At 62.7% G+C, this 12,704-nt stretch carries 13 protein-coding genes; 4 read left to right on the top strand and 9 right to left on the bottom strand.

Annotated elements, in window-relative coordinates:
* Positions 1–42: 42 nt before the first annotated feature.
* The 8 genes from S4A8_RS18960 to cypR form a co-directional block, all read right to left on the bottom strand.
* Entirely contained in the window at positions 43–351 is a 309-nt protein-coding gene (locus tag S4A8_RS18960) for a transposase family protein (RefSeq protein ID WP_353180544.1), read from the bottom strand.
* A 174-nt stretch (positions 352–525) separates the two neighbouring features.
* Entirely contained in the window at positions 526–1,455 is a 930-nt protein-coding gene (locus S4A8_RS18955; RefSeq protein WP_353180545.1) for an alpha/beta fold hydrolase, read from the bottom strand.
* Positions 1,427–2,611, bottom strand: a complete 1,185-nt coding sequence (locus tag S4A8_RS18950; RefSeq protein WP_353180546.1) for an acyl-CoA dehydrogenase family protein — start codon at positions 2,609–2,611, stop codon at positions 1,427–1,429. Before S4A8_RS18950 ends, S4A8_RS18955 begins: the two co-directional genes overlap by 29 nt.
* A gap of 17 nt (positions 2,612–2,628) precedes the next feature.
* On the bottom strand, positions 2,629–4,131 hold the full coding sequence (locus S4A8_RS18945; RefSeq protein WP_353221311.1) for an acetyl-CoA acetyltransferase: 1,503 nt from the start codon (positions 4,129–4,131) through the stop codon (positions 2,629–2,631).
* Entirely contained in the window at positions 4,128–4,598 is a 471-nt protein-coding gene (locus S4A8_RS18940; RefSeq protein ID WP_353221312.1) for a PaaI family thioesterase, read from the bottom strand. The genes S4A8_RS18945 and S4A8_RS18940 overlap by 4 nt, the downstream gene beginning before the upstream one ends.
* Positions 4,599–4,615: 17 nt before the next feature.
* Entirely contained in the window at positions 4,616–5,101 is a 486-nt protein-coding gene (locus S4A8_RS18935) for a PaaI family thioesterase (RefSeq protein ID WP_353180549.1), read from the bottom strand.
* On the bottom strand, positions 5,101–5,778 hold the full coding sequence (locus S4A8_RS18930) for a transglutaminase-like domain-containing protein (protein WP_353180550.1): 678 nt from the start codon (positions 5,776–5,778) through the stop codon (positions 5,101–5,103). The genes S4A8_RS18935 and S4A8_RS18930 overlap by 1 nt, the downstream gene beginning before the upstream one ends.
* Before the next feature lie 168 nt (positions 5,779–5,946).
* The gene (cypR, locus tag S4A8_RS18925) at positions 5,947–6,990 is read right to left on the bottom strand and encodes a transcriptional regulator CypR (protein ID WP_353180551.1); all 1,044 of its coding nucleotides are present in this window, start codon (positions 6,988–6,990) and stop codon (positions 5,947–5,949) included.
* 122 nt (positions 6,991–7,112) lie between these two features.
* On the opposite strand from cypR, the gene S4A8_RS18920 reads away from it, so the two are divergent.
* The 4 genes from S4A8_RS18920 (at position 7,113) to S4A8_RS18905 (ending at position 11,879) form a co-directional block, all read left to right on the top strand.
* Positions 7,113–7,433 carry a 2Fe-2S iron-sulfur cluster-binding protein gene (locus S4A8_RS18920; protein ID WP_353180552.1) on the top strand — a complete coding sequence of 107 codons (321 nt, stop codon included), beginning with the start codon at positions 7,113–7,115 and terminating at the stop codon, positions 7,431–7,433.
* Between the two features lie 33 nt (positions 7,434–7,466).
* Complete coding sequence (locus S4A8_RS18915) at positions 7,467–8,861, top strand: cytochrome P450 (protein ID WP_353180553.1); 1,395 nt, start codon at positions 7,467–7,469, stop codon at positions 8,859–8,861.
* 18 nt (positions 8,862–8,879) lie between these two features.
* Positions 8,880–10,517 carry a GMC family oxidoreductase gene (locus S4A8_RS18910; protein WP_353180588.1) on the top strand — a complete coding sequence of 546 codons (1,638 nt, stop codon included), beginning with the start codon at positions 8,880–8,882 and terminating at the stop codon, positions 10,515–10,517.
* 129 nt (positions 10,518–10,646) lie between these two features.
* On the top strand, positions 10,647–11,879 hold the full coding sequence (locus S4A8_RS18905; protein WP_353221309.1) for an NAD(P)/FAD-dependent oxidoreductase: 1,233 nt from the start codon (positions 10,647–10,649) through the stop codon (positions 11,877–11,879).
* A gap of 62 nt (positions 11,880–11,941) precedes the next feature.
* Here S4A8_RS18905 and S4A8_RS18900 read toward each other — a convergent pair.
* Positions 11,942–12,704: IS110 family RNA-guided transposase (locus S4A8_RS18900; RefSeq protein WP_353221308.1), on the bottom strand; the 763-nt coding region annotated here is incomplete at its 5' end.

The raw sequence follows: 12,704 nt of genomic DNA, 5'->3' as shown, positions 1-12,704 counted from the left end.
GAATACGCTTGGCTGGTCGGGCTTCGCATCGAGATTTGGGCGCTATTTCAGCAGCGCCCTAGAGGTCGCTTGGCGCTTCGACTCCACATTGAGCAATCCACTGAATGTGGTTTTCCCGCAGATCTTGCACCGATAACGGCGCCGCTCTATCTCGATCAACACGCGCTTACCATGCATCGGTGTATCGATGAACTCTTGTCGTTGGCGCCCGTGCCCTTGCATGGTATCGCGTTGACACTGCGGGCAGCAGGCCGGTTCGGCCTGCCCGTCTGCTAGCACCCGGTAATGATCGCCTAAGTCATCGATTTCTAAGGCTCGGAGTGGCGGCAGGTTTAAGAAGCCCTGAATCATTCTGGCTCCAAGTTCGGCCGTATCTCAGTCGCTCGCACACATTTTGGAGCATCACTTCGCCTCTCCGATCACCTGACTGCCGGGCACGACCGTGATGCCCTGACCACTGCGTGGCGGTCTCCATGCCCGCCCAATTCGGACGCCCACAGGGCTGGCGGGGTGCACAGCCCATAGCTATGATGACATTCGGCTGTATTTGGGCGAGATCGTCTGCAGTACGGCATCGCGTACCGCGCCCGGTCGCTCCATGGGCAGGAAATGGGTCGTTCCGGCGAGGGCGTTCACCTGAGCCATAGGTAGCATGGCGCGCAGGCGTTGGCGCGCCTTGGGCGAGAAGGTTGATGCGCGATCCGCAGCCAGCGCAATCACAGGACACCGCAGTCGACGGATGCCGGGCCAGGGATTGTGTTCGGTATGGGCGAAGGTGGTGCTCTCCCATTCGGGCGCGCAGGCCAGGCGAAAGCGATTACCACTCTGTACGAGGCCATGCTGGACATAGGCTTCAAGCCAGGCCTCGGGCCAGGTCTTGAAGCCACCGCGGCCACGGAAGTTGTCAAGGGCTGCGGCATGCGAGTCGAACTCCCGGCGCCGGCGTGCCGCGCCGGCGGCGAGGGAGAAGCGGTACGACTGGCGAAGCAACTTCGCCAACCATAACTGCCAGCCCTGCCAGCGATCCATGATCACGGGTTCCGCCAGAATCAAGCCCCGCACCATCTCCGGCCGGCGGGCGGCGGCCATGATGCTGGTGGTGGCACCGATGGAATGGCCAGCCAGCCAGACCGGCTCATCCAGGCTCTGCAGCCAGGCGGTGAGGTCCTGGTAGTAGGTTTCCCAGCCGCGGAATGTCGCCATGTCCGCCGCCCCGGCGCTGGCGCCGTGGCCGCGCATGTCCCAGGCCAGCACATTGCAATCGCGCGCCAAATCGTCCAGCAGCGGTTGGTACAGGCGGCCATGGAAGCCTGTCGCATGCGCCCAGTGCAGGGTGGGACGACCTGGCGTATGCGGCCAGCGCCACAGGGCGATATCCTGGCCGTCCGGGGCCGTGAATCCGTCGCGCTCGATCACGCGGGGCGTCTCAGTAGGATTTGGGCAGGCCGAGGACATGTTCGCCGATGTAGTTGAGCAGCATTTCGTTGTTGATGGGCGCGATCTCCATCAGTCGCGCCGACGGCCATAGCGTGATGATGTCGTAGTCCCGGTCGAAACCGTAGCCGCCGTGGGTTTGCAGCGCGGCCTCGACGGCCTTGACCGCGGCGCGCGAACCCAGCAACTTGGCCATGTTGGCATGGGCGCCGGCATTGCCGCCCGCATCGAAGGTCGCGGCGGCCTGAATCATCATCAGCCGCGCGGCTTCCAGTTCGGCCTTGGCCTCGGCCAGCCGATGCTGCAGGGCCTGGTAGCTGCCGATGGGTACGCCGAAGGGTTTGCGCTCGTTGGCGTAGGCCACGGCCTTTTTCAGTGCGTAGTTGCCCAGGCCCACGGACATGGCGGTCACCAGCAGGCGTTCCGAGTTCAGCGCTTCGAACATGCCGGCCAGGCCCTGCCCCGGCTGGCCGATCAGGCGGTCGGCATCCAGCTGGACTTCATCGAAAAATACCAGGTACTGACGCTCCGGCCAGCCGACGTCGATATTCAGGGGTTGCAGTTCCACGCCGGGCGCGTCGGTATCCACCACGAACAGTGACATGCCCTCAGTGCGGCGCTCGACCTCGCCCACCTTTTGCGTGCGAGCGACCACCAGCATGCGGTCGGCGTCCGCCGCACCGGAGATAAACACCTTGCGGCCGGTCAGCCGATAGCCGTCGCCATCCTGCGTCGCCAGCGAGGACATCGCGAAGCTGTTGGTGCCGGCGTCCGGCTCGGTAATGCCAAAGCACAACTTCTCGGCGCCACTGATCGTGGGTTTGACGAAACGCTCGATCTGATAGGGGGTGCCGTTGCGGATGATGGGTACCCGCGCGAAGCCTGTGAGTAGGAGCATGGGCAGCACCAGGCCTGCCTCGGCCAAGGTCTCCATCAGCGCGACCAGTTCCACTTGCCCACCGCCTGAACCGCCCAATTCCTCCGGTATGGTGATGCCGAGCAGCCCGTACTCACCCAGGGCTTCCCAGGCTTCCTGTGGAAAGCGGTGATTGTCAATGCACTCGCGCATGTATGCCCGGCTAAAGCCCTCGCTCACGCCGCGGGCGGCCTCGCGGATGTCACGCATGCGCTGGGCCACGCTGGCCTGGTCGAATTCAATTTCGGGCACTGCACTCATGGTCTATCCTCCTCGTCTCACCCTCTCGGGGTGAACAGATTGCGTTGACCGTTGCTGCGCACGTGGCCGGCGCGGTTGAGAAACTCCTCGTCGGTCATGGCATTGAGCAGGTCCGGGTCGGTAGGGGTGTTGGCGATGAATCGGCGGCCGTCGTCCAGGCGGCCCAGGACAATGCCCTGGGCGGGCCGGTCGTCACGATCGTGCATGACGGTATAGGTTTCGATGCGCCCGGCACCTTCCGGCTGCGCCGCAACCTCTACACCGGGGCCGGCGTCGATTTCCGCCTGCACGGCCGCCGCGTCGACCCGCCGCCAGCCGCCGGCCGGTGGCCGCGACCCGTACAGCCCCAGCGAATGCTTGCTCATGTACCACCCCACGCCGCTGACCAGTGCGTGAGCGTCGGGCTCGGCGCGGATACGGGCCATGGTTTCTGCGATGGCGTGGGTGCAATAGTTGCTGCCGGGCCCACCGTGGTACGCGAGACCGCCCGTGACGGTGAGCGGCCGGGGATCATCTTCGGCGATGCCCAGGGCGTTGCGCGCCATCTGCACCGCGCTGGGAAAGCAGCTATACAGATCGAGATAATCGATGTCATCTACGGCCAGCCCGGTAGCCTCGAACAGGCGGCGGGCGCAAGCGGCGATCGCCGGGGAGCGGGACAGCTCCGCCCGTTCGGAAACGAACCAGCGATCGCTGGCATCCGCCGCGGCCAACGGATACACCCAACGCCTGGGGTCGATCCCCAGAGCTCGCGCCTTGGCGGCCGACATCATCACCAGCGCGGCCGCCTGGTCCACCGCGATGATGGCGTTCATGCGCTTGGTGTAAGGCGCGCCAACCATGCGGTTTTCCGGCGTGCGCTCGGCAATATCAGCTGCGGACAAGGGCTCGCGGCGCCAGGCCTTTGGGTTGTTCATGGCGACGGCGTTGAAACCGGCATACAACTTGCCCAGCGCCTGCCGGTGCGCGGCCGGGTCGTGCCCGTACTGGCCGCGCAGGGCCTGCTCGAACAGCGGATAGATCTGAATGGGCAAGTCCAGCCCATGCCGTTGTTCGTCGGCGTTGGTCGGTTCACGGTCGTCGCCGAGCAGCCGGGGACCCTCGCCGGCTTTGGTGTCGATCACCCCGGACAGGCCCGCCCCCTTGCCGCGCATCTGCGTGGCCAGCGCCTCGCCGCCCGCGATCAGCGCGCAATCGAGTTCGCCGGCGGCGATGCGGTCGGCGTAGTAACCGACCAGCCATTGGCCCATATTGCCGCCGATGGGCGTGTAGAAGCGTTCGCCGGGGTCGATACCCAGCGTTCGGGCCAGACTGGCCGGCGCGTCGGGATAGGCCGGCGCCAGGATGTTGAGACAGGTCAACGACTGGATATGGCGCAAGACGCCGTCGATGCCGCAGTCCGCCGCCGCGGCCCGGGCGGCCTCGGCGATCAGACCGATCGGTGTGCGCTGGTCATCGGGTTCGCGCGCGGTGATCTGGCCGGCGCCGACCAGCACCGGCGTGGTGCTTTCAGGCCTCACTGTTCTTCCCTGATTTTACCGTTGGGCGCGGTCTCGAACAGCAGTTGCACGCGCCCATGGGCCACAGGTGAGTTGGCTCGATCCTGCCAGCAGCTGACATGGACCAGCGTCGTACGCCGGCCCTGGCGGACGATTTCGGCGGCGGCGTAGGTGGACCGCGCCCGCGCGGAACGCAGGTAGTCCACGTTGCAATCCAGGATGCGGGGGCGGCGAGCTTGTGCATCGCGGCTTTGCGCGGCGACGCGCGCCGTAATCTCGATCAACCCGCCGATCGCGCCGCCATGCAGGGCCGGCAACATGATGTTGCCTATCAGCGCATCGCGATACGGCAAATGGACTTGCACGCGGGTGCCGCTGTACTGGATTTCGAGCCCGAGGTGCCGCGCGTAGGGAATGCGCTCCAGCAACCTCTGCCAAGTAGCCTGCGTATCAGCGTGTACATCCTGTTTGAGCGTCCTAGATGACATTGGGCCGGCTGTCTCGCTCATCCCGCATCGCCCCGCGAAGCCTTCGTCTCGAAATGTTTGCCCTGGGTAGCGCGCATGAAGATGGCATTACCGATAGCCACCGGCCCATCCAGTCCCTCGGAAAATACTTGGCAGCGCACGAACGCAACGTCATCTGTCAAGTGATGACAGTGGGCGGTGGCCACCAGGGCACGTTCGCTACCGGCCGGCCGAAGGTAATCCATGCGCAGATCCACCGTGGCTATGGGTTTCAACTCGCGTAGCGCGGCGAATACCGCCAGCCCGCAGGCCGAGTCCACCAGCGAATACAGCACGCTGGTACAGAGTTCCTCGGCTGCATCCGCGGCGCGTAACTCCGGCCCCGGCACCAGTCGCATGCGGACCTGGTCTGCTTCCATCGCCACCACCTGCATCCCGAGATCGCGGCTGTGGGGCACCTGCTCGCCGAACTGTCGCGCCACAGCGACTGGATCATGGTCCGCGAAGTTGCCTGTCCCGGCCATCAGAGCTGAGCCCTGTCCTGTTCCATCTCCGCTGCCATGTCTCCGCTTAGTGCGTCAGGCGCAGCCAACAGACGCGGGTAATGTTTGCGATAAGCCGCCGCCAGTTCGGCGTAGGGCAGATCGGCGCGGGGGCCGTGATCGGTTAAATACTGCATGTGGCGGCGCCCCGCGGTGTCGAACTCATGCATCAGCGCATGCTCGCGGCCGTCGAATTCCAGTGCCTTGATGCCAAAGCGTTCGCACAGTTCAATGTTGAACGCCGGGGTGGCCTTGACCCAGCCCCCGTCCAACCACAACTCGGTATAGCCGTGGTAGTAGAAAATGTCCGTCTGCATCAATGCCAGCAAGCGTTGGCTGGCCAAGTGGTTTTTCACATCCGCCAGGCCGATGCGAGCGGGGATGCCCGCAGCCCGGGCGCAGGCCGCCAGCAACATGGCCTTGGGCACGCAATAACCACGGCCAGCATGCAGCGTTGCGCTGGCGCGTAACAGGTCAGGCTCCAGCGAGAACGCGTAGGGGTCGTAGCGGATTTCATCGCGGACTGCATAGTAAAGCCGGATGGCGCGCTGCTGGTCATCGCCTTCCCCGGCGCGGTTGCGGGCGAAGGCTTGGACGTCGGGGTGGTCGCTATCAATAAAATCGCCGGGCGCCAGGTACTCGCGGGTGTCTGCCTTCATGTGAGCGTTCTTTCGATTCAGAGCGGGGGCACTCGCAGCCGAGCGGGAACGACCGAAGCGAATGCCGATTTCAAGAAGTTCAGGTTAGGTAGACGGCGGGACGCCGGCAAGGACATTTTTTGACAGAATGGGGGCATTTAAAGACACGCCCCGTGTTCTGGAGGCGGGCTAACCCGTGCTTTGGCGGTATTGTTCAGGCGGAACAGCGAACCAGCGCTTGAAGGCACGCCTGAAACTCGCGGTGTCGTGGTAATTCATCAGCGCGGCAATGGCCTCGACGGACATTTGGCAGTCACGCAAATAGCCTGCGGCCTGGCGGGACAGAATCTCCTCGCGAATTTCCCGAAAACCGCTGTTTTCCTGTTTGAGTTTACGCGCCAGGGTACGTTTGCTCATGAATAGGGCGGCTGCCGCTTCTTCTTCGCAGAGCGTGCCTGGCGGGTGGGACAGCATCATTTTCTTGAGCCGGGTCCGATAGTCCGGTTCACGGCTCTGAAGTCGAGCGAGCATGGACTCGCACTGCTGCAAGGCTAGGCCATAGTTTTCACTATTGGCAGAGACGTTCGGCATCCTGCACAACGCCATAGGGAGTCTGAGCTTCAACTGATCGCAGCCGAAGTAAACTCGCCCGGGCAAATACGCCGGGTAGTTGGCTCGGTAAGCCGGCGCCGCGTGGGCAAAACAGGCCTCGGCCTCATCTAAGGGCCGGCCGGCGATAAATTCGCCGGTTGCAAAAAATGCCTTGACCGCCGTTTCCGCCAAGCAACGCGCAACGTCCTGATCCAGCTGTACCTGGAAATCCAACAGGCACTCCATGTGGTCTTCCACCTGTTGCAAGCGCAGGTGGATGAAGCTCGCACGCGTGGGCAGGAATTTGTGAAACGCCTGTAGAGCGGTGAGCAGGTCAGGGCTACTGCAAACGGCAAACCCCATCGCGCCATGTGTGGCCGGGGTCAGGCGCTCACCCAGCCGTAAACCGAAGTCCGGCTGGCCAGACAGGGCCAGCGCGTTGCGCAGAATCTGGACCTGCTGGGCTGGCGTAAGGAGGCTGTCATCAGTCAGGAATTGTTGAGTGCCAACCCCCGTACCGCGCAACAGGTTGGGCAGTTGTCGTGCGGTAAGCCCCAGTTCACGGGCGATCAGCCTTGAGTAGTTCGACGGAATGTCGGCTCCGGGGTTTTGCAAGCCCGCCACCTGCCTGGTCGTTGTCATAACTCCCTCCACGGACCCGTCGAGTGTCTTTAAATGTCCCCGTGTTGTCAACAAATGTCCTCCCCCCGAGGGTTAGTACACATTCACTATTAGTTGCAGTTAAAACCGGCAGGAGGAGCGCAGTGGGCAAAATTACCTTTATCGAGCACGACGGCACCGAGCATGTCGTTGAATTCGAGGCTGGCGCCTCACTGATGCAAATCGCCGTGGATAACATGATTCCCGGCATTGATGCGGACTGTGGCGGGGAATGTGCCTGTGGCACTTGCCACGTGATCGTCGCGGACGAGTGGTACGACAAGACTGGCACGCCGGGTGATGACGAACAGCAGATGCTGTCGATGACCCCGGAGCTGGCAAAAACCTCGCGTCTGGGCTGCCAGGTTCAAACCACCGAGGCGATGGACGGCATGACCGTTCGTCTGCCCGAATTTCAGATGTAAGCACTGGAGGACGCCATGTCAACAGAATTGCAGATGAGCGATGTAGTCCAGACCAAGCTGGTCAACGCCACGTCCAGAGTGGTGCCGATGCACCTGCAGATCCGTACACTCAAGATGTTGGTGCGGGCAAAGAAGAAGATCATCGGCCCGCGACGGCCCCCTGTCCACTTCGTCGAAGCGCCCGTTCCCGATGTCAACACGTTGGCGCTCGAAGACATCGACACCAGCAACCCTTTCTTGTACCGGCAGGATCAATGGGGCGCCTATTTTAAACGGCTTCGTGACGAGGCACCGGTATACTACCAGAAAGATAGCCCCTTCGGCCCATTCTGGTCGATAACGCGCTACGAGGACATCCTCTTCGTCGACAAGAACCACGAGCTGTTCTCCTCCGAGCCGCAAATCATTCTGGGTGACCCACCAGAAGGCCTGTCGGTAGAAATGTTCATTGCTATGGACCCGCCAAAGCATGACGTGCAGCGCCGGGCCGTTCAGGGCGTGGTGGCGCCGCGGAACCTGAAAGAAATGGAAGGGCTCATCCGCGAGCGCACCGGAGAAGTGCTCGACAGCCTGCCCTTGGACGAGGCGTTTAACTGGGTGCCGGCGGTATCAAAGGAGCTCACGGGTCGCATGCTGGCCACGCTGCTGGATTTTCCGTACGAGGAGCGTCACAAGCTGGTTGACTGGTCGGATCGTATGGCCGGCGCGGCATCAGCCACCGGTGGAGAATTTACCGATGAGGATGTCATGTTTGACGATGCCGTAGATATGGCGAGGGCTTTCTCCCGGCTATGGCGCGACAAAGAGGCACGACTGGCAGCCGGTGAAGAGCCCGGTTTCGATTTGATCAGCCTGTTGCAGAGCAGCGACGATACCAAGGACATGATCAATCGTCCGATGGAGTTTATCGGCAATTTGACGCTGCTTATTGTCGGCGGCAATGACACCACGCGTAACTCGATGAGCGGCGGCGTGCTCGCCCTGAATCAGTTTCCCGACGAGTTCGCCAAGCTCAAGGCCAACCCGGAGCTGATTCCCAACATGGTTTCGGAAATCATCCGCTGGCAAACTCCGCTGGCGTATATGCGCCGGGTGGCGACCCAGGACGTGGAACTGCGCGGCCAGACCATCAAGAAGGGGGATCGCGTGCTGATGTGGTTCGCCTCGGGCAATCGGGACGAGCGCAAGTTCGACAACCCGGATGACTTCATCATCGACCGCAAGGGCGCGCGCAACCATCTTTCGTTCGGCTATGGCATCCACCGCTGCATGGGCAACCGCCTGGCCGAATTGCAGTTGCGCATCCTGTGGGAAGAACTGCTCAAGCGCTTCGACAATATCGAAGTGGTCGGCGAGCCCGAGCGGGTGCAATCCAATTTCGTGCGCGGCTATTCCAAGCTGATGGTCAAGCTCACGCCCAAAGCGTGAGGCGCGGTGCAAACCAGCATGGCGTCTGAACAATTCGATTATGTGGTGGTCGGCGGCGGCTCGGCCGGATGCGCCGTCGCCAATCGCCTGTCCGAGAGCGGCCGCCATTCGGTGCTGTTGCTCGAAGCCGGTCCGGATAGCCGCCGCAATCCATTCGTGAACATGCCGCTGGGCTTTCTGCAGCTGATGTTCAGCCGTCGCTACAACTGGCAGTTCAATACCGAACCGCAGCGGCACATGCACGACCGTGCGTTGTTCCAGCCGCGGGGCAAGATGCTCGGTGGTTCCAGCAGCATGAACGCGCAGGTGTATATCCGCGGCCATGCCTGGGACTACGACGAGTGGGCACGGCTAGGTTGCGATGGTTGGTCGTACGCCGACGTGCTGCCGTATTTCCGCAGGTCAGAACATTTCGAGCCGAAGGTTAACCCGGATGAGGCAGCCTTCCATGGCCAGGGTGGTCCGCTCAATGTGGCCGAGAGGCGCTATACCAATCCGTTGAGCACAGCATTCGTGGGCGCGGCGGCGCAGGCGGGGTACCGACGCAATCCGGATTTCAACGGCCATGAGCAGGAGGGCGTGGGTTTCTACTACGCGTACCAGAAGGACGGCGCGCGCTGCAGCAATGCGCGCGCCTATCTCGAACCCGTAGCGGGCCGTTCCAACCTGACTGTCCGCAGCAGCGCCCAGGTTACCCGCGTGCTGCTCGAAGGCACCCGCGCCACCGGGGTCGAGTATCGGGGCCCGATGGGGCTGGCGCAGGTCCGTGCCGAGCGTGAAGTTGTGCTCTGCGGCGGCGCGTTCAACACGCCGCATCTGCTGATGCTGTCCGGAATCGGCCCACGCGGGGAATTGGCCCGGCACGGCATCGAGCTGCGTCACGCGCTGGAAGGCGTGGGGCAGAATCTCCAGGACCATATCGACGTGTACGTGCGTGTCAAAGCACGCAGCCGCCAGAGCATCTCGATGCATCCGAGCTACTGGCTCAAGGGCCTGTGGGCGCTGCTGCAGTACGTGAGCGGCCGCCGCGGTGTGCTGTCGAGCAACGGCGCCGAGGCCGGTGGGTTCATCCGGTCCCGGCCGGGGGAGCCGATACCCGATCTGCAACTTCACTTCGCACCCATGCTGTACGCCGACCACGGGCGGGACCTGAAGACTGCCATGAGCGGCTACGGCTATGCGGTGATGATCTACGGGCTCAGGCCATCGTCGCGCGGCCGCGTCGGCCTGCACAGCGCAGATCCGTTCGCGGCACCGCTGATCGATCCCAACTACATGGCCGAGTCCGCCGACGTCGAGCGACTCGTGCGCGGGGTACGCCTGGTGCGCAGCATCCTGGCGCAGCCGGCTTTCGCCCCGCACCATGAGGTCGAGATGTCGCCGGGGCCGGCACTGCAGAACGACGACGACCTCGCCGACTGGGCGCGGCGCAGCGGGGAGTCGGCGTATCACCCTGTCGGCACCTGCAAGATGGGCGTCGATCCGATGGCGGTGGTCGATCCGCGTCTGCGCGTGCATGGTCTGCAACGCCTGCGGGTGGTCGATGCCTCCATCATGCCGACGCTGGTCGGAGGCAACACCAATCAGCCGGCGACCATGATCGGCGAGAAGGGCGCGGCGATGCTGCTCGAGGATGCGCAGGCCAGTGGCGGCTGAGCGCCGCGTGTGTTTTAGCGGTGGGGCGGTTGACAGCACCACACGAGGCGCCCCGACCTTGTGCTCGTCCCGATTGGCATTTCGAGGTCTGAACGATCCAATCCCCAGGAACAGTCAAAGAGAGAGGCTATGGCGAACAGACGCCAAGATGTGACGGTCATCGTTGGAGGCGGGCACGCGGCAGGCGCGCTCCTGACAACCTTGCTGCAAAAGAAATATCAACAGGAGGTGGTTCTGGTGGGCGAGGAGCCCCATCCGCCCTACCAGCGACCACCTCTGTCCAAGAATTATCTGGCAGGAGAGATTGATCAGGAGTCTCTGTACCTAAAGCCGCGTTCGGTGTACGACGACGCGGGCTACCAGCTTCGGCTCGGGGAGCGCGCCGAGCACATAGACCGGGACAACAAGACCATCACGCTATCGGACCAGAGTACGTTGAAATACGGTCAACTCGTCCTGGCCACGGGATCTCGTGTTCGATACCTGAACGCGCAAGGGGCCGACTTGAAAGGCCTTCATTATCTGCACGACATCGCTGACTCGGATGCCCTTCGTGAACAATTCGTCCCGGGGAAAAGTCTGGTCATCGTTGGCGGCGGCTACATCGGCCTGGAGGTGGCCGCCATCGCCGTCAAGGCAGGCCTCAAGGTCACGGTGCTGGAAGCCGCCGAGCAACTCATGCAACGGGTCACAGGCCCGGAAATCTCCGCGTTCTTTTATGCCAAGCACCGAGGTGCCGGAGTGGATGTGCGCCTGGACACGGCGGTCACCGGCTTCGAGGCCGGCAACCACGGCTACGTGGCCGGCGTAACACTGGCCGACGGCACGACCGTACCGGCCGATTTTGTGCTCGTTTCGGTCGGCATCGCACCGGAAACCGCGCTGGCCGAAGCCGCCGGCCTGCCTTGTGACGACGGTATTCTCGTGGACGAATATACGCGTACTAACGATCCCGATATCCTGGCAATCGGTGACTGCACCCGCCACAGAAATCTTTTCTTTGAACAAACGCAGCGGATGGAGTCAGTCGCCAACGCGGTCGATCAGGCCCGTACCGCGGCGGCGACCCTGATGGGAGAGGACAGGCCCTACGATGCCGCACCCTGGTTCTGGTCGAATCAGTATGACGTGCGCCTGCAGATGGTGGGGTTGTCCCACGCTCATGATGAGCGGGTAGTACGTGGCAAGCCCGAGGACGAGGCATTCGCGGTGTTCTATCTGCGCGAAGGTCATCTCATTGCCGTGGACGCGGTCAATCTGCCTATGGCTTTCATGGTGGGTAAGAAACTCGTCTACCAACACAGGGAGGTCAAAGCGCAAGCGTTGCGTGATCCGGATATCGAATTGAAGTCCTTGATCTGAAGCATGCACAGACCCCCCAACCGTGGCTAGGTGTGATCTTTCAGTAGATACCGTCTCGACGATCAAGCATTTTGAGCGGCCAAGGCTGGATCATAGGGTGTTTTATGTTTGAACACGTCGAATGCGATATGGACGAGCTTTCGCATGACCGCGCCCAGCGCTGACAACGCAGGTTTACCGCGCTGTCGCAGGCGTTCGTAGAACATCTTCAAAGCGCGGTTATGTCGCAAGGACGCCACGGCCGCCATGTATAGAACAGCCCGTAGTTTGGACGACCCCTGTTTGGATAAATGGGGCCTGGCGCGCACACTCGAACCCGACTCGAAATGCACCACGGCCAGACCGGCAAAGGCCGCAGCCGCACGGGCGCTGGTAAAGTCCCGGTCAGCCAGCAGACACAGCAGATGTCGAGCCGAGGTCTGGCCGATGCCTGGAATGGAGGCCAATAGCGCCTTGTCGCGCTTGAGATCCGGATGCTGATCGAAATGATCGTCGATCTGATCCTTGATCCGCTCAATCTCGTCGTTGAGCGATGCAATACAGCGGTCGATGGACTCGATCACCGGGGCGGCCATCCGGCCGGCCTGTGCTTTTTCGCGCCGGTTGGTCTCCCGGCCGAGCTCGTTTTCGAGCACGGACAGCCGGTTGATCAGCGCCCGTAGCATCGCGACCTCCGGCGGAGGCGGCGTCCACGCCGGTAGTTTGGCCCGGTCGCCGAACAAACACAGTGCGCGGGCATCGGCGCGATCGGTTTTGTTGAGCAGCCCCATCGCCTTGGCGAAATCGCGTACCCGTTTGGGGTTGGCGACACAGGGCGTACAGCCG

This window comes from Salinisphaera sp. S4-8 (assembly GCF_040361235.1).
Classification (GTDB): domain Bacteria; phylum Pseudomonadota; class Gammaproteobacteria; order Nevskiales; family Salinisphaeraceae; genus Salinisphaera.
This window is presented reverse-complemented; position numbering and strand designations above follow the sequence as displayed.